Source organism: Acinetobacter sp. FDAARGOS_558, assembly GCF_003937785.1.
GTDB classification, from domain to species: Bacteria; Pseudomonadota; Gammaproteobacteria; order Pseudomonadales; family Moraxellaceae; genus Acinetobacter; species Acinetobacter baumannii.
Map to the genome: position 1 here is coordinate 3,697,137 of NZ_RKJH01000001.1, position 17,208 is coordinate 3,714,344.

A 17,208-nucleotide genomic window follows, 5' to 3' on the forward strand; every position below is an offset into this window, starting at 1 on the left:
GGATCACATGAGTATTGTAAAAATTGAAAATGTACGTGTGTTAGACCCAATCCAAAAAACAGACAGCGTACAAACTGTATATCTTCAAGACGGTAAGCTCATTGCCCCAGTCGATCAGGTTGAACAAACTATTGATGGTCAGGGTAAATGGTTAATGCCAACTATGGTTGATTTGTGTGCACGTTTGCGTGAACCAGGTCAGCAGCAGCATGGAACGTTGAAATCAGAAGGTAAAGCTGCACGTGCTAACGGTATTTTGCACGTCATTACGCCGCCAGACTCAAAGCCGATTGTACAAGACAACGGTGCGCTCATTCACGGCTTAATTGAAAAAGCTTGGCATGATGGTGGTATTCACATGCATATCATCGGTGCCCAGACTCAAGGCCTAAATGGTAAGCAACCAGCAAATATGGCCGGCCTTAAAAAGGGTGGTTGTACTGCTGTTTCAAATGCGAATGCTGCTTTTGAAAATGACGATGTCGTTGTTCGTACATTAGAGTACGCTGCGGGTCTTGGTTTAACCGTCGTTTTCTATGCTGAAGAGCCACAACTTGCTAAAGATGGCTGTGCTCATGAAGGTTTTATTGCATCACGTCAAGGTTTACCAATGATTCCTGCAATTGCAGAAACCGTAGCGATTGCAAAATATCTACTTATGATTGAAGCGACAGGTGTTAAAGCTCACTTTGGTTTATTGTCTTGTGGCGCTTCGGTCGAATTAATTCGTGCTGCAAAGGCAAAAGGTTTACCGGTTACTGCCGATGTAGCGATGCATCAGTTACATTTAACTGAGCAACTAATTGATGGCTTCAATTCACTTGCACATGTTCGTCCACCATTACGTTCTGAGCAAGATAAAGAGCTTTTACGCCAAGGTTTAAAACAGGGTGTAATTGATGCAATCTGTACCCACCATGAGCCTTTAAGCAGTTCAGCCAAAATGGCTCCATTTGCAGAGACCCAACCGGGTATTACTGCATTTGATACCTATGTGGCTTTAGGTATTCAGCTCATTAATGAAGGTCTATTTGAACCTTTAGAATGGGTAACTAAAGTGACAAGTGCTCCTGCACAGGTAGCAAATATGACAGCACGTTGGCAAGCCGAAGCAGGGTGGGTGTTAGTAGATCCTGAGTTAAGCTGGACTGTAAGTAAAGACACTATTTTATCTCAAGGAAAAAATACCCCTTTACTGGGTCAAAAGCTTACAGGTAAAGTCTTACAGACTTTTGCTGTTTAATTTTAAGCCGCAAAATGCCAATATAAAATATAAACAGGTAGATCATAAAGATCTGCCTGTTTTGTAAATACTAGATGGAAAATTGTATATAAATTATTTAAAAAACAACAAAAGATTTCGAGCGCATTAGAATAAAAAACTATCAGCAAAGAGAAGTATTTGAATAATCAAAAAGTTGCTGGTTACGACGTATAAGATTCGGGAGAATAACCAATGTCGATAAACCCTATAGAACTGCTTAAAGGAAAAGTATCTTCAACAATATTAAATAATCAGGATGGATACCTCGGCGAAAAAACAAACGCTTTATCTAAGTTTTATCCAATTCTACTTTCACTATTAGCTGCTAAACCTGATCTTATAGGACAATTGAAAAACAGTTTGGCTCCGTCATTATCCGATCTTTTTTCTCATAATGAGCAAATTAAGAATACTGTGCTTACCCATTTAAGCGGTACAGCACCAAATAATGAAATCGAAAATACCCTCAATAGCGCATTAAAACCGAGCCTTAATGCAATTTCTGACGTTGCCGGAAATGATCAACAAAGTATTGTGAACTATTTACGTCAGCATGCTGAAACGATCCGTTCATATTTACCAGGATGGGCCGTGGGCTTATTAGCTCCATTAGGTATTGGAGCTGGTTTATCTTCTGTAACTTCATCGACAGCACCGCCACTTGCAGCAGCAACAGAGACTACGGGTAAATCTCGTGGTTTTTTACCCATTATTGCGCTCATTATTCTCGGGTTATTAATTGCTTGGTTGTGGCGCTCTTGCCAGCATAAAGAAGCTACACCTGCACCTGAAACTAAAGCTGCAAGCGGTGTAGAGGCTGCGGCTGCTCCAGCTACTTTAACTTTAAGTACCGATGATAAAGGTGCCGTGAGCCAGTGTCAGGCTGGAATTGGCGATCAAGGTTTCTTGGCGACTTTACAAACTCAAGTTAAACAAGTCTTTTCAGCTACTAAAGATTGTGATGTTGATACAAGTCAAACTTATGCGGCTGCTTTTACCGATAAGGATGCTTTGGCAGGTGTGTTGGGTGCATTAAAAGGTATTCCAAACGCTTCTTTAGAATGGGTGGGTGACAAGATTACATTGAAAGCAGGTGATGCTGCAGCGTTAGAAGCGTTAACTGCTAAAGTAAAAGCACTTGTTCCACATACTGAAGTTGTTGCCTCAGCACCAGAAACAGCTGAACAGTCTGTAAGCAACAGTTTAAGTGCTTCGCAAACAGCCTTAACTGCAATTGACCCGAACAATGTAGATGTAAACGCACTAGTTAAAGCACTTAATTTACAAATTATTAACTTTGCGAGTGGCTCAAGTGACATTCCAGCAGATAACAAAGCTATTCTTGATCAAGCAGCAACCCTTTTAAATAAAGTGTCTGGTGTTAAGTTAGATGTAGGTGGTCACACCGACTCAACAGGGAATGCCGCTGCTAATAAAGCGCTTTCTCAACGACGTGCTCAAGCAGTAGTAGATTATTTAGTTTCTAAAGGAGTGGATGCTTCTAAACTGGTTGCTAAAGGCCATGGTTCAGAACAGCCAGTTGCAGACAATACGACCGAAGAAGGACGCTTTAAAAACCGTCGTATTGAGTTTTCAGTAGCTCAATAAAAAACAGATTTTATTGAATTCTAATTTGAAAAAAGCTTCTCATTTTGAGAAGCTTTTTTTTATAGAAATAAATATTGTTAGGTTGGCATGAAAATTAGTTTGTTAGGGAGTGGGCGTGTTGCCTTCCATTTGGCAAAGGCACTTTTGGCTAAGGGACATAACATCGTACAAGTCTATGCACGTGATTTTGAGAAAACCAAGAAGTTTGCAGAGCAAATTCAAGCGAAAGCATGTCAGTCTCTTCAAGAGTTTCAACCCACTGATTTAATTATTCTAGCTGTTTCAGACAGTGCTATTACTGAACTTGCAACGCAGGTACACGAGTTATTTCCCGAAATGCTTATGGTTCATACTTCGGGGAGTACAGACATTCAAGTCATCAGTCAGGTACATGAAAAAGCAGGGGTGTTTTATCCATTACAAACATTTAGCTTAGAAAGAGATGTTGATTGGAAAGCCACACCATTATTTGTAGAGGCGACCAGTAAAGACGATTTAGTCATACTTTCTGATTTAGCAAATAGCCTAAGTAAGCGAGTGTATCAATACACCTCCAAGCAACGTTTAACTTTGCATTTGGCAGCCGTGTTTGCCTGTAATTTTAGTAATTATTGTTTTGATATGGCAAAGCAAGTTGTAGATGCGGAGCAGGTCGACTTTGGCTTGCTTTATCCATTAATTCTGGAAACAGCAAAAAAAGCTACTGAAAATGATCCAAAGCAAATGCAAACAGGACCTGCAATGCGAGGAGATCAGAATATCTTGGCAATGCATCAAAGCTTATTAGCCCAAGCAAATCGAGATGATTTAAAACAGGTTTATCAACTTTTAAGTGATGGCATCGTAAAGCGCCATCACTCATCTTAATTTTAAGAGGTTAAGGTTGACCGTTATTGCCCCATTTTAAAAAGCCTTTACGCTGATTTAAACGTTCAAAATATTGGTCAACATGTTTAAGCGCTGGATGGTCAAAAGGAGTTGCTTTCCAGCGTTGCACAGACAGCCCAATTGGTATATCGGCTAGGGTAAACTCAGTACCTGCAACATAGGCTTGAGTTTTTGCAAGTTGTTGATCGAGAATCTGCATTTGTTTATTCCACTGATCAATACCTTGTTGTAACAAATTCGGGTCTTGATGAAGGGCTGAATGTCGAATGAGCGACATAAATGCATAAGTCCAGCTGTTATTCAGTTCTATAGCTTGCCAATCAATCCACTGGTCAATAATAGCTCTTTGCTTAGCTTGAGTTGGGTAGAGTATATGGTCTTTATCATAAGCATTTGCTAGATAACGTATAATGCTATTCGACTGCCAAAGGACTAAGTCGCCATCTAAAATCACTGGAATTTGACCATTAGGATTTAATTGCAAAAATTCAGGAGATTGAGCGGAGCGAAAACCTATGCCCCAATCTTCTCTCTCATATGTAAGATTTAATTCGTCACATAGCCATAAGACTTTGCGAACATTAATAGAATTATCACGCCCTAAGATTTTTAACATGTGTTGTCCTTAGTATTTTTAGTATGGCAAGTACCTTTTCTATAAATAACGAGATTGAGTTCAATTAGCAATCTTTAATTAGCCAGAAAAATGGACAAGATAAGTTATAGGTTTATTTAATTTTTAATATTGAAATGAAAAGGGCCTAGTTTGTTACTAAGCCCTGTTTCTTACTTAATCTTCTTAAAGATGAAGTCATTAATCTTATGACCTGACTCAATACCACGACGTTCAAACTTAGTTACTGGGCGCCAGTCTGGTCGAGGATAGCTGTTGCCTTTACCAGCCAAGTTTTCAAGGTTTGGACGGTTGTCTAAAACATCTAACATCCACTCAGCATACGGTTCCCAGTCTGTTGCAGCGTGGAATGTACCACCAAGTTCAAGTTTTTGTTCAACCAATTGCATACGTTCATGAATAACGAAGCGGCGTTTGAAATGACGTTTCTTTTGCCAAGGGTCCGGGAAGTAAAGTTGTACGCAGTTGATACTGTTGTCAGGCATTTCACGTAGTACTTGAATTGCGTCAGCATCGAGTACACGTAAATTTTTAAGCTCTGCCATACCTGCTTCATAGACACATTGAGCAATGCCTGGTACATGGACTTCAATACCCACATAGTTGCGTTCAGGGTTCGCTTTAGCCATAAGCACTAAAGAACGGCCCATACCGAAACCGATTTCAACTGTTAAAGGGCGCTCCGGATGCTCAAAGTGCTGACGTAAGTCACCCACGGGATATTCCAAAATTAAATCGCGATGTTGTTCTAAAGCCGTGCGTTGAGACGTATTGAGTGGGGCTGAACGACGCATAAACGTCACAATTTCACGGTGTTCAGGCAAATTGTCCAATTCTGCAATTTGCGTTTCTAACTGATCGATCGACATAACCTTGGCAATATTGAAATTCAAATGCGGTATTTTAAGTCTTCAGGTGGTCAAGTCAAATGTTTCGGTGTTTTTCTTCATGTAGATGTCATGATCAATATTTAAGCTAAGAGGCTAATTAAAACTCACATGAACATTTTTACTCATGAAAACTTTTCAATTAAAAACACTTTCGGTTTTTTTAAGTGCATTAGGTGCATTTTCATATAGTTCTGTTGCTCAGGCACAGCTCATGTTTAGCCAGTATGTTGATGGTAGCAGTAATAAAAAAGGGTTAGAAATTTATAACCCGGATGGTACTACCGTTAACTTGGCTGATTATGAAATTCAACAATTTAATAATGGTGGAACTGCGAAAACAGCTACCTTCCGTTTACAAGGTACGCTTGCAAGTAAACAAAAATTTTTGGTGGGGCGTTCAGAATTACAGACAGAACTTGGCAATAAAGTAAATCAAGTGGCTGCATTATCTTTTAATGGGGATGATGCAGTTGTGCTTGTTTATAAAGGCACACCTGTAGATCGTTTTGGCCGTATTGGGGAGCGACCTGAGGCAGGATGGGGAACTGCTGTTTCAAGCTTGGGAAATAGCTTTAAACGTATTGAAACTGAAAATCCAGCTTTGAGTATTGATCCGACAGCGGCATTTGATTTGGACCATTCATGGACAGCATGGGCAAACCGAAATGATTTTACAAATCTATCAGGTACTACTACTCAGCCTCCTATTGAAACGGTCAGCTGTTCAAGCTCAGATACACCAATTGCCGATTTAGCAACATCAGCACAAAACCAGACTTATACCGTGCGTGGGGTAATTACTGCCGACTATCGTTACGCAAATGGTTTCTCAGGTTTTTATGTTCAAACACCTGATACGAAAGCACGTGCAAATGTGAGCAATGCTATTTTTGTTTATATTCCGAATAGTAGTGCGGTGAAAGGTGGACAAATTGGTGATGAGGTTATTTTACGTGGTCGTTTAACCAGCTATCAAAATCAGCTACAGATTGACCAATTACAACAAGATATTCAAACCTGTAATAGCAATATGGCAAATCAGGTTCAACCCATTAGCCTTGAACTACCATTTTCGAGTTTAACAGGCGGTTCAACTCATTCTCCGCAGCGTTATCAAGGCATGTTGGTGAAATTGCCTCAGACTTTAACGGTGAGTGAGAATTATAATTATGGTCGTTATGGTGAGTTATCGTTAAGTTTAGGTCGCTTATATATTCCAACCAATTTATATCCAGCGCTATCTCCTGAAGCTAAAGCTCTAGCTCAGAAAAATTTATTATCTAAAATTATTTTTGATGATGGTTATAACAATCAAAACCGTACACCATGGTTACCTACAAATTTTAGTGCTGCCAATACATTGCGTTCAGGCTACCAGCTTAAAAATGTCGAAGGGATTTTAGAATATCGTTTTAACGGTTGGCGCGTACAACCAGTGCTTGGACGTACGCAACCAGAAGTTATTGCTCAAACCAACTCTCGTCAAAATGTTATTGCGAAAAATGCCAATCATATTCGTGTAGCTTCATTTAATGTCTTGAACTATGACAATGGTGCAACAGGTTTCCCAACAGAGCGTGGTGCAAACACACAAGCAGAGTTTGATAAACAGCACCGTAAAATTGTGAGTGCACTCAAATCGATTGATGCTGACGTTTACGGTTTAATGGAAATTGCCAACAATGGCTATGGCCCAAACAGCGCGATTGCTCATTTAACGAGTGCACTAGGTCCAGACTGGAAATATGTTATTCCTGAAAATCTGGATCGTTTAGGTACCGATGTTATTGCTGTAGCGATTATTTATAACAGCAAGCGTGTGAAGCCTTTAAATAAAGCTGTTGTGCTTGATTTAGGTGAGAAAAACAGAACGACCTTAGCTCAAACGTTCCAAGCTATCCGTGGTAATAAAACATTTACCGTTATTCCAAACCATTTGAAATCAAAAGGATGTAGTGGAGTAGATGCCAACTCTTCTGATGCAGATCAAAATGATGGTCAGGGATGCTGGAATCCAACCCGTGTAAAAGCAGTTGATCAAATTGTGCAGTGGCTCGCAAAAAATCCGACGCAAGTGCCTAAGCAAAATGCTTTACTCGTTGGAGACATGAATAGTTATGCAAAAGAGGCACCGATTTTGGCATTTGAAAAAGCCAATTATAAAGTCTTACTCAATGACGCTAAAGTTGGGCAAGGCGCTCAGGCGTACAGTTATGTTTTTGGTGGGGCAAGTGATGCAAATGGTAATGGTGGAGCGGGTAATTTGGATCATGCTATTGCTGATGCAGATTTATATCCAAAAGTAGTTCGTACTTTTGCTTGGCATATTAATGCTGACGAGCCGACGGTTCTAGATTACAACGAAGAATATAAAACTGATGAGCAAAAAGCTTTGTTCTATGGTGAAGATGCCTATCGTTCTTCGGACCATGACCCGGTGATTGTCGATCTAGATTTAAATGGCAAAGACTCGAATCAGCCAAATGATAACCAGAAAAGTCCAATTTTCGATTTCTTATCTCAATTAATGGAATGGATTAGCCAGCTTTTTAAACGTAGTTAACGATAAAAATGCGTGATGTGAATGTGTTTTATCATATTTTAAACAATCGTCACGCAAGACAACTTGCAAGGGAAAACTTTTTCAAGAATATTAGGTAGTGTAAGTAATTTATAAATTTACGCTTTTTTACAATTAAGGAATTGTACAAACCTTGCAGGTTTTTTAGAACCAATTTAAAACGTTAATGTGAGATAACAAGGATCAGATATGAAATTATATTATTCGCCAGGCGCATGTTCTTTAGCTGCACATATTATTTTAAATGAAATTAATGTTGATTTTGATTTAGAACGAGTAAATTTAAAAACACATAAAACAGAAAAAGGTGCAGATTATTATGAAATTAACCCAAAGGGATATGTACCAGCTTTAGAAATTAATCCGGGTTTAATTTTAACTGAAAACGTAGCGATTTTACCTTTCCTTGCTCAGCACGACCCTAAACAAGATTTGATTCCTCCTTCGGGCTTAGGCCGTGCGAAAGTATTGGAATGGTTGGGCTATTTAAATTCTGAATTGCATGATGCATACGCGGTATTTTTTGGGGCGCCGTTAACAACCGATGAAAAGACCAAAGCTTATGCTGAAATCGACCGTCTTTTAAAATATATCGATAATTATTTGGCTGAGTCGGATTATGACTATTTGGTAAATGATAATTTTGGTCCAGCAGATGCGTATTTATTTGTTTTAACAAATTGGTCAAACTCAATTGAGCATGATTTAACGCCGTATAAACATATTATTGCGCTACGTAATAAAGTTGCAGAACGTCAATCTGTACAAATTGCAATGCGTGATGAAGGTTTAATTTCATAAGCAATTTTCAAAAAGCATTAAAAAAGCCCCTAAGTGATAGGGGCTTTTTTAATGCTATAGCTAATTAGTGTTGAGCATCTTTTTTCACATCAGCAGCTGCATTTTCAACAGCTTGAGCTGTATCAGCAGTCGCTTTACGTGCAGTAGCTTCTGTTTCAGCTGCAGCTTTAGCAGTCGCATCAGCAGCGTGGTCAGCAGCAGCATCAATTTTAGCTGAAGCGTTGTCTGTTGCAGTTGCAATATCGCTCGCAGCTTGATCACCAGCAGATTTGATATCTGCTGTTGCTTGTTGAGCAGCATTTTCTAAGTGTTCACCTGTAGTAGCACCAGTTTCTGGAGCTTTATCTTTATTACAACCAACAAGGGCAACAGTCGCAGCAAGACCTAAAGCAACAAGTAATTTATTCATTGTGTTTTTCCTTCTAATTCATGGCATCCAAAATTATGGATGTCTAAAATATAAACATAAAGTAACTGATTAATAAAGATCAAAAATTGTTAAAAAGTTGTAACTCTCGTATTAAAAAAGCCTAGCATTTTGTAATGCTAGGCTTGAACCAAATGATAGTGATTTGACCAGTTTTATTGCCCAGAACGAATAATGTAATCAAACGCAGAGAGTGATGCTTTAGCGCCTTCACCTGTAGCAATAATGATCTGCTTGTAAGGTACAGTGGTACAGTCACCTGCAGCAAATACACCTTTTACATTGGTTTCGTTGCGGTCATTAACAATGATCTCGCCACGGTTGGTTAGCTCAACTTCACTGTCTTTTAAGAAGTCAGTGTTTGGAAGTAAACCAATCTGTACAAAGATCCCTGCAAGCTCTACCACATGCTCTTCATCAGTCGCACGGTCTTTATATTTAAGACCGGTTACTTGTGAACCGTCACCCAATACTTCCGTACTTAATGCATTCATAATCACAGTGGTGTTTGGCAAGCTGTTTAACTTGTTTTGCAAGACTTGGTCAGCACGAAGTTTAGTGTCAAACTCAACTAAAGTTACATGCTCAACAATACCTGCAAGGTCAATCGCCGCTTCAACACCTGAGTTACCGCCCCCAATCACGGCAACACGTTTGCCTTTGAACAATGGACCATCACAGTGTGGACAGTACGCTACACCACGGGTACGGTATTCAGCTTCACCCGGTACATTCATTTCTCTCCAACGTGCACCTGTTGAAAGGATCACAGTTTTCGATTCAAGTTTTGCACCGTTTTCAAGTTCAACTTCAACCAAGCCATTTGCTGTTTGGTCTGCACCAGTGATTTTGCTGACACGTTGCAGGTTCATGATATCCACATCGTATTCACGAACATGTGCTTCCATCTCGGCAGCAAACTTAGGACCTTGGGTCTTTTGCACAGAAGTGAAGTTTTCAATGTCCATGGTGTCCATGACCTGACCACCAAAGCGTTCAGCCACGATACCTGTGTTAATGCCTTTACGTGCCGCATAGATTGCAGCTGTTGCACCCGCAGGTCCACCACCAATCACCAATACATCAAACGCATCTTTGGCATTGAGTGCTGCTGCGTCTTTTTCAGCTGAATTGGTATCAAGTTTTGCCACAATCTCTTCAAGCGTCATACGACCTTGACCAATGTGTTCATTGTCCTGGAAGACCATCGGTACAGCCATGATTTTGCGTTGTTCCACTTCGTCTTGGAAGAATGCACCATCAATCATGGTTGCCGTGGTGTTCGGGTTATAAATGGCAATCAGGTTAAGTGCCTGTACCACGTCCGGACAGTTATGACAGCTAAGCGATACAAACACATCAAAGTTAGCTTTGAGGTTTAAGCCTTTAATCTGGTTAAGCACTTCATCCGACACTTTAGGTGCATAGCCAGACACTTGTAACAGAGCCAAGATCAAAGAGGTAAACTCATGGCCCATTGGTAAGCCTGCAAAGAACACACGAGGCTGTTCACCTGCTTTAGCCACACCAAAGCTTGGACGACGTGTATTGTTACCGTCAAAACGGGCTGTTACCTTGTCAGAAAGCTCAGCAATTTCAGTTACTAATTCTTTAATTTGAGCAGCTTTATCTGATTCATCTAAAGCAGCAACTAATTCGATTGGACTTTCTAAACGTTCTAGGTAAGCTTTTAATTGAGTTTTAATGTTTTGATCTAACATCTGTTTTTTACTCCAATGCATCCAAATTCTTTCAATAGATGCATAGTACGTTAAAACAATGAATGGGTAAAACAGTATGTTTTTATGAATTTAATCGTTTTTTTGAATGTTGGTTTGCAACAACGCGTAAGTTAAGAAAGTACAGAAAGAGCATCTTAATTTCATTTTTAGTTTTGCAGTATTTTAAAGTGAAAGTGTTTGAAACTTTATATATGTTATATGGCTGTAAAGATTTTATGTCATAACATTAAAAGGTACTTTCATGTCATTGCAACGCGGCATTTATCAGCATTATAAAGGTAATCTCTATCAAGTTTTTTCTGTAGCAAAACACAGTGAAACTGAAGAGGAATTGGTTGTTTATCAATGTTTATATGGTGATTATTCAACTTGGGTTCGACCACTTGATATGTTTACTGAAACCGTGCAAATGAGTGATGGTAGCGTCGTACCGCGTTTTAAATTAATACAAAGTACTTAAATAAAATGGCTGTCATATAAAGAAGGAGTAAAATAGATGCCAAATACTATTTTCTTACAAAGAGTTGCTGATTTATATGACACCTTTAAACAGCATGACTCACAGCAATCCGATCGTTTACAACGATATCGTAATATAGAAGTAGAATCTGCTCAGCTAATTTCCCAGCTTATTCGTATGCAGCAAGCCAAGTCTATTTTGGAAATTGGCACTTCAACAGGCTATTCAACTTTGTGGCTTGCCGAAGCTGCCCAAGCGACTGGTGGGCAAGTCATTACAGTTGAAATTGATGCAAAGCGAAGTGCAGAGGCAAAACGTCATGTAGCTGAGTTAGAGCTCAGTGAAATTGTTCAATTTTGGGTAGGAGATGCAGCCGATTACTTAAAAGCAGCTCAGGAAAAATTTGATTTTATTTTGTTAGATGCTGAACGCGATGCATATGAAAATTATTGGCCAGATTTAAAACGCCTAATGAAGCCTAAAGGTGGGGTTTTAGTTGTCGATAATGTGATATCCCATGCGGCAGAAGTAAATCGATTTATAGCCTTAATTAAAAAAGATCCGGATTACATGAGTAGCATTTTGCCTGTCGGCGCAGGTTTGTGTTTAGTGGTCACAAAATAGTTATGCTGAAATAATTTTTCATATTCCAGTTGGGGCCTGTTTTGAACAGGCCTTTTTTATAATTTTATGAGGCAATCACCAAAGAGAGTCGGGTAAAGTGCAAATTAAATTCTAAGTATTTGTGTACAAAAGCGGCTTTATCGGTTGAGCGTAATAAGTTGTCATAAACAAACTCAGGAACAGGATGATAAAGATCTCCTGAGCCATCGCTATAAAAGATTTTTAAATGACGCGATGTCGCATTGTATTTCCATGAAGTGACGACCGCTGTATTCGCCATAAATGCACCCCTTTATTTCATATCAAACGTACTCAAAAATTAACCAGTTGTTTATTTGACATTACTCAATGTTTAGGTAACGGGGAAGGGCAGAATTGTAAAAGTATCAGTAGAAAATGTGATGTGCTTATTCAAAACAAAAGAACCATCCGATAAAGGATGGTTCTTTAGGTTTTTAAAATCTAAGAGAGATTAGATTTTACCAACTAGGTCGATAGATGGAGCAAGAGTTGCTTCGCCTTCTTTCCATTTAGCTGGGCAAACTTCACCTGGGTGAGAGTGTACGTATTGAGCAGCTTTTACTTTACGAAGAAGTTCAGATGCGTCACGACCGATACCGCCAGCGTTGATTTCAACGATTTGGATTTTACCTTCTGGATCGATAACGAAAGTACCACGGTCAGCTAAACCTTCAGACTCGATTAAAACGTCAAAGTTTTTAGAAAGAGTCCAAGTTGGATCGCCGATTAATGGGTATTGGATTTTCTTGATCGCGTCTGAAGTGTCGTGCCAAGCTTTGTGAGTGAAGTGAGTGTCAGTAGAAACACCGTAGATTTCCACGCCTAATTTTTGGAATTCAGCGTAGTTATCAGCTAAGTCTTCAAGCTCAGTAGGACATACGAAAGTGAAGTCAGCAGGATAGAAGAATACAACAGACCACTTACCTTTAAGGTTAGTTTCGTTCACTTCGATGAATTGGCCGTTGTGGTAAGCAGTTGCTTGGAAAGGTTTAACTTCAGTATTAATCAAGCTCATCATTGTCTCCATGATTGAGGTTTATATTTAAACTTGTTTACGAGATGTAGAATAAATAAAAATTCTTTATTGGGGAAATAGTATTTTTACATGACTAAAATCGGAAAATTGAATAAGTATGAAATTTTCGATTTTAAAGTCCCCAAATACTGTATTCGATTTGACTGCAAAAACATGTAAATCAAATGACAGTTATAGTAAAAGAAACTTGCCTAACAACATGAAGCTTACATACTAAAAATTCAAGGGTGAAATGTAAAAAAATTAAAAATATATAAAAAACCAATTGTTTTACCTTATGGTCATTAAGGCGTAAAATAGAGGATTGTTGAATTTTCAGGAAAATTTATCTGTGCTGAATGGTTTAAATATAGATCAATGGGTGATGGCAAGAGATCGTTACCGTTTAAATCGTTTACGTAAAGATAAAAAAGCTAATACTGCAGAGATTGAAAAATTATTTGAACAGTCTAATGCAAAAGTTAGACAGCGTTTTGAGCGCTTACCAAAAATCAAATTAAATCAGGATCTTCCTGTAACCCAATATGCTGACCGTTTAATTGAAGCGATTCAAAAGCATCAGGTCATTATTGTGGCTGGTGAAACAGGTTCAGGGAAAACTACTCAGCTCCCTCAAATTGCAATGTTAGCAGGGCGTGGCTTGACTGGTATGATTGGTCATACCCAGCCACGTCGTTTAGCTGCACGTAGTGTGTCGCAGCGTATTGCAGAAGAAGTCGGCGAAAAGCTCGGCGAATCGATTGGTTTTAAAATCCGTTTTAATGAACAAGGTTCGCAAGATTCGATTGTCCGGTTAATGACCGACGGTATTTTGCTTGCCGAGTTAGGCAATGACCGCTTCTTGTCTAAATATGACACCATCATTATTGATGAGGCGCACGAGCGCTCACTCAATATCGATTTTATTATGGGCTATTTAAAGCAGTTACTGCCAAAACGCCCAGATTTAAAAGTCATCGTGACTTCGGCAACTTTAGATGTAAATCGTTTTAGTAACTACTTTAATAATGCACCAATTTTTGAAGTAGAAGGGCGTAGTTATCCGGTTGAAGTGCGTTATCGCCCAATTTCAGAAATGAATATTGGTGGTAGTGATGACGATGAATTCGACGACTTTGAAGAAAACCTGCCGCGTGCAGTCGTACAAGCTGTAGAAGAATGCTTTGCTGATGCCGAGGAAAAAGGCCATCCAGAACATGCAGATATTCTGATTTTCTCAAGTACAGAGCAAGAAATTCGAGAATTGCAGGAAACCTTACAAAAGTACGGGCCGAGACATACCGAAATTTTACCTTTGTATGCGCGTTTAGCCGTTTCTGAGCAACAAAAGATTTTTAGCCCAAGTGGAAAGGGCCGCCGTATTATTATTGCGACGAACGTTGCAGAAACTGCACTGACTGTTCCTAATATTCGCTACGTGATTGATAGCGGCTTTGCACGTATATCTCGTTATAACTACCGTTCACGCGTGCAACGCTTACCGATTGAGGCAATTTCACAAGCTGCAGCAAATCAACGTAAAGGGCGCTGTGGTCGTGTTGCTCCAGGTGTATGTATTCGTTTATATAGCGAAGAAGACTTTTTAAGTCGTCCTGAGTTTACCGAACCTGAAATTAAGCGAACTAACTTGGCATCGGTTATTCTGCAAATGCAGAGCTTAGGTTTAGGTGAGCTGGAAAACTTTGATTTCATTGAGCCGCCAGATTTCCGTCTAGTCAATGATGGTCGTAAGTTGCTCATTGAGTTAGGGGCGCTGAACGAGAAGAAAAACGAACTGACTAAAGTCGGCCAAATGATGGCACGTATGCCGATTGATCCAAGACTTGCACGTATGATTGTGGGTGGGGCTCATTTTGGTGTACTCAAAGAAATTTTGGTGGTGGTCAGTGCACTTGCTGTTCAAGACCCGCGTGAACGTCCAGCAGATAAACAGATGCAAGCTGATCAAAAGCATGCATTGTTTCGCGAAGCAGATTCAGATTTTCTGTTTTATTTAAAACTTTGGGATACTTTAAATCCTAAAGGCGAAGCAGGAATGTCGGAAAACAAGCGTCGTCAATTTGCTAAGCAGCATTTCTTAAGCTGGTTACGGTTACGTGAATGGAAACAGACACACCAGCAGCTGGTTGAGCTGGCCGAAGGTTTAAAACTTAGTTTTAATGAAAAGCCTGCAAATTATGAAAACTTGCACCGTGCGTTGCTGACCGGTTTATTATCGTTCATTGCCAATAAAACTGATGAACGTAATACCTTTATGGCAGTGCGTCAGCAAAAGGCTAAAGTTTTTCCGGCCAGTACTTTGCATAAAACCAATACTGCGTGGGTGATGGCTTTTGAGATGGTGGAAACCTCTCAGGTCTATTTACGTACATTAGCAAAAATTGATCCTGAATGGATTTTGCTTGCTGCACGCGACTTATTGAAATATCACTATTTCGAGCCGCATTGGTCTAAAAAAGCCGGTATTGTAAATGCTTATGCACAAATTTCATTGTTTGGTTTAATTATTGAACCGAAGCGTTTGGTTAATTTTGAGAAAGTTGACCAACCTGCTGCACATGAGATTTTCTTACGTGATGCATTAACCACAGGAAATCTGGGTACAGTTCCACCATTTTTAAAACATAACTTGCTTAAACTTGAAGAAGTAGAGCGAGTTGAAGATAAATTACGTCGCCGCGATTTGGTGGTTGATGAAGAAACGATTTATCAGTTCTATGCGTCGAAAATTCCTGAAGAAATTGCGAGTCGTCGTAGTTTTGAAGACTGGCGTGCAACCGTAGAAGCAAAAAATCCGCGTTATTTATACGTGGAAGATGATGCGCTTTGGCTCAATGACCGTCCGACCACGCAGCAATTCCCTGATCATTTACATAATGGTCAGTTACGCTTGGCAACTACTTATCGCTTTGACCCAAGTCATGATGAAGATGGCGCAACGGTCCAAATTCCGGTACAGGCATTGCCACAGGTAGATGAAAATATTTGGTCGTGGGGGATTCCAGGCTGGCGTTTAGATCTCATTGAAGCCTTATTGAAAGCCTTACCAAAAGATAAACGTCGTAACCTCGTACCAATTCCAGATACGGCGCGTAAGCTAATGCAAGGTATTGATGCTGTACATTTGCGACAACATATCTTTAGCTATCTGGCGTTTGCTTTACGTGGTGAGCAGATTACGGAAAAAGATTTTTCATTTGAACGCATAGATCCGTATTTGGTGCCTTTTATTAAGGTGATTGATGAAAAAGGTAAATTGATCGCCAAAGGCCGTGACTTGGCTGAGTTGAAGGCTCGTTGTCGCGTAGAAACGCATCGTCCGGTGAAACAGCAAAAAGGTGAATTTAAAACCTTCCCTGAAAACTTTACCTTTGAAGCTTCACAGAAGGTGACAGGTGTTGTTGTTAAACAATATCAAGCTTTAGTGCCAACTAAAACTTTTGCCGAACTTGAGGCGAAAGATGAGTCTGGCGTGGTTATACAAACATTTAACGATCAGGCAGAGGCGATTAAACAGCATCGAGAAGGTATTATTCGTCTGGTCCATATGCAACTTGGCGATTTGGTTCGCCAGTTGAAAAAGCAGATTTCGAAACCTCTTGCGTTGGCTTATTCACCTTTAGGCGATAAAGCTAAACTTGAGCAAATGCTGGTATACGCGACTTTACAAATGGCAATTACGACTTTGCCAATCAATGCTGATGAATTTAATAAGCTGCTAGAACAGGTCAAAAAACAATTTTTGAGCTATGGGCAGCAAGCACTTGAGCAATTAAGTGATATTTATATTCAGTGGCAACAAATCCGTCGTCAACTTTTAGTACTTGATCCGGACGTATTTGGACGCAGTATCGATGATATTGAAGATCAGCTAGATTTAATGTCACTTGGCAATTTTGTCTATTGTCAGCCAGTTGATCTTTGGCAGGAATATCCACGTTATTTAAAAGCGCTGCTATTGCGTTTAGATCGATTGCCAAATAATCTACAGCGAGATCATGCTGCTATTGACGATGTCGATCCATGGATGGACAAGGTATTTAAGTTCAAAAATGATCCAAGAATCAAAGAATTGTACTTGATGCTGGAAGAATTACGTATTTCTTTATTTTCTCAGCCGATGAAAACCAAGATGCCTATTTCGCCAACTCGACTACAAAAGTTATGGGATCGTTTGGGAATCAGTTAAAATAGATCGGGGTCTGTTTATGTTGTTTTTAGCTGGCAACGCA

14 protein-coding genes are annotated in these 17,208 nt (G+C 39.6%); 8 read left to right on the top strand and 6 right to left on the bottom strand.

Features of this window, described 5'->3' with window-relative positions; translation table 11 throughout:
• The first annotated feature begins 7 nt into the window (after window positions 1–7).
• From EGT34_RS17840 to EGT34_RS17850, 3 genes are all read left to right on the top strand, one after another.
• Window positions 8–1,243, top strand: a complete 1,236-nt coding sequence (locus EGT34_RS17840; protein WP_000029356.1) for a dihydroorotase — start codon at window positions 8–10, stop codon at window positions 1,241–1,243.
• 213 nt (window positions 1,244–1,456) lie between these two features.
• Entirely contained in the window at window positions 1,457–2,872 is a 1,416-nt protein-coding gene (locus tag EGT34_RS17845; protein WP_000026496.1) for an OmpA family protein, read from the top strand.
• A gap of 87 nt (window positions 2,873–2,959) precedes the next feature.
• Window positions 2,960–3,739, top strand: a complete 780-nt coding sequence (locus tag EGT34_RS17850) for a Rossmann-like and DUF2520 domain-containing protein (RefSeq protein WP_000703548.1) — start codon at window positions 2,960–2,962, stop codon at window positions 3,737–3,739.
• Window positions 3,740–3,749: 10 nt separating this feature from the next.
• Here EGT34_RS17850 and EGT34_RS17855 read toward each other — a convergent pair whose 3' ends face one another.
• Together EGT34_RS17855 and trmB are read right to left on the bottom strand one after the other, a co-directional pair.
• On the bottom strand, window positions 3,750–4,376 hold the full coding sequence (locus tag EGT34_RS17855) for a glutathione S-transferase family protein (RefSeq protein WP_000912925.1): 627 nt from the start codon (window positions 4,374–4,376) through the stop codon (window positions 3,750–3,752).
• A gap of 170 nt (window positions 4,377–4,546) precedes the next feature.
• A complete protein-coding gene (gene trmB / locus EGT34_RS17860; protein WP_000020859.1) occupies window positions 4,547–5,263 on the bottom strand; it encodes a tRNA (guanosine(46)-N7)-methyltransferase TrmB in 717 nt (238 codons plus the stop codon).
• Window positions 5,264–5,408: 145 nt separating this feature from the next.
• On the opposite strand from trmB, the gene EGT34_RS17865 reads away from it, so the two are divergent.
• On the top strand, window positions 5,409–7,847 hold the full coding sequence (locus EGT34_RS17865) for an ExeM/NucH family extracellular endonuclease (protein WP_000847242.1): 2,439 nt from the start codon (window positions 5,409–5,411) through the stop codon (window positions 7,845–7,847).
• Window positions 7,848–8,054: 207 nt separating this feature from the next.
• Entirely contained in the window at window positions 8,055–8,666 is a 612-nt protein-coding gene (locus tag EGT34_RS17870) for a glutathione binding-like protein (protein WP_000781340.1), read from the top strand.
• Window positions 8,667–8,730: 64 nt separating this feature from the next.
• Here the strand turns inward: EGT34_RS17870 and EGT34_RS17875 are convergent, their stop codons facing one another.
• Window positions 8,731–9,075, bottom strand: coding sequence for a hypothetical protein (locus EGT34_RS17875; protein WP_001037895.1), 345 nt, complete (start codon window positions 9,073–9,075; stop codon window positions 8,731–8,733).
• A gap of 173 nt (window positions 9,076–9,248) precedes the next feature.
• Entirely contained in the window at window positions 9,249–10,814 is a 1,566-nt protein-coding gene (gene ahpF, locus EGT34_RS17880) for an alkyl hydroperoxide reductase subunit F (protein WP_000886807.1), read from the bottom strand.
• A 262-nt stretch (window positions 10,815–11,076) separates the two neighbouring features.
• Here ahpF and EGT34_RS17885 point away from each other — a divergent pair, with 262 nt between their 5' ends.
• Together EGT34_RS17885 and EGT34_RS17890 are read left to right on the top strand one after the other, a co-directional pair.
• On the top strand, window positions 11,077–11,295 hold the full coding sequence (locus tag EGT34_RS17885) for a DUF1653 domain-containing protein (protein ID WP_000058246.1): 219 nt from the start codon (window positions 11,077–11,079) through the stop codon (window positions 11,293–11,295).
• A 36-nt stretch (window positions 11,296–11,331) separates the two neighbouring features.
• A complete protein-coding gene (locus tag EGT34_RS17890) occupies window positions 11,332–11,919 on the top strand; it encodes an O-methyltransferase (RefSeq protein WP_001133993.1) in 588 nt (195 codons plus the stop codon).
• Window positions 11,920–11,983: 64 nt separating this feature from the next.
• Here the strand turns inward: EGT34_RS17890 and EGT34_RS17895 are convergent, their stop codons facing one another.
• Window positions 11,984–12,199, bottom strand: coding sequence for a KTSC domain-containing protein (locus EGT34_RS17895; protein WP_000024050.1), 216 nt, complete (start codon window positions 12,197–12,199; stop codon window positions 11,984–11,986).
• Between the two features lie 192 nt (window positions 12,200–12,391).
• Window positions 12,392–12,955 carry an alkyl hydroperoxide reductase subunit C gene (ahpC, locus tag EGT34_RS17900; RefSeq protein WP_000052794.1) on the bottom strand — a complete coding sequence of 188 codons (564 nt, stop codon included), beginning with the start codon at window positions 12,953–12,955 and terminating at the stop codon, window positions 12,392–12,394.
• 352 nt (window positions 12,956–13,307) lie between these two features.
• On the opposite strand from ahpC, the gene hrpA reads away from it, so the two are divergent.
• Window positions 13,308–17,165 (top strand): ATP-dependent RNA helicase HrpA, encoded by a 3,858-nt coding sequence (gene hrpA, locus EGT34_RS17905; RefSeq protein ID WP_024437422.1) that lies wholly within the window; start codon window positions 13,308–13,310, stop codon window positions 17,163–17,165.
• Window positions 17,166–17,208: the final 43 nt, after the last annotated feature.

Coding starts and splice junctions, on each gene's coding strand:
- EGT34_RS17840 (WP_000029356.1), top strand. CDS start 8: ATGAGTATTGTAAAAATTGAAAATGTACGTGTGTTAGACCCAATCCAA.
- EGT34_RS17845 (WP_000026496.1), top strand. CDS start 1,457: ATGTCGATAAACCCTATAGAACTGCTTAAAGGAAAAGTATCTTCAACA.
- EGT34_RS17850 (WP_000703548.1), top strand. CDS start 2,960: ATGAAAATTAGTTTGTTAGGGAGTGGGCGTGTTGCCTTCCATTTGGCA.
- EGT34_RS17855 (WP_000912925.1), bottom strand. CDS start 4,376: ATGTTAAAAATCTTAGGGCGTGATAATTCTATTAATGTTCGCAAAGTC.
- trmB (WP_000020859.1), bottom strand. CDS start 5,263: ATGTCGATCGATCAGTTAGAAACGCAAATTGCAGAATTGGACAATTTG.
- EGT34_RS17865 (WP_000847242.1), top strand. CDS start 5,409: ATGAAAACTTTTCAATTAAAAACACTTTCGGTTTTTTTAAGTGCATTA.
- EGT34_RS17870 (WP_000781340.1), top strand. CDS start 8,055: ATGAAATTATATTATTCGCCAGGCGCATGTTCTTTAGCTGCACATATT.
- EGT34_RS17875 (WP_001037895.1), bottom strand. CDS start 9,075: ATGAATAAATTACTTGTTGCTTTAGGTCTTGCTGCGACTGTTGCCCTT.
- ahpF (WP_000886807.1), bottom strand. CDS start 10,814: ATGTTAGATCAAAACATTAAAACTCAATTAAAAGCTTACCTAGAACGT.
- EGT34_RS17885 (WP_000058246.1), top strand. CDS start 11,077: ATGTCATTGCAACGCGGCATTTATCAGCATTATAAAGGTAATCTCTAT.
- EGT34_RS17890 (WP_001133993.1), top strand. CDS start 11,332: ATGCCAAATACTATTTTCTTACAAAGAGTTGCTGATTTATATGACACC.
- EGT34_RS17895 (WP_000024050.1), bottom strand. CDS start 12,199: ATGGCGAATACAGCGGTCGTCACTTCATGGAAATACAATGCGACATCG.
- ahpC (WP_000052794.1), bottom strand. CDS start 12,955: ATGAGCTTGATTAATACTGAAGTTAAACCTTTCCAAGCAACTGCTTAC.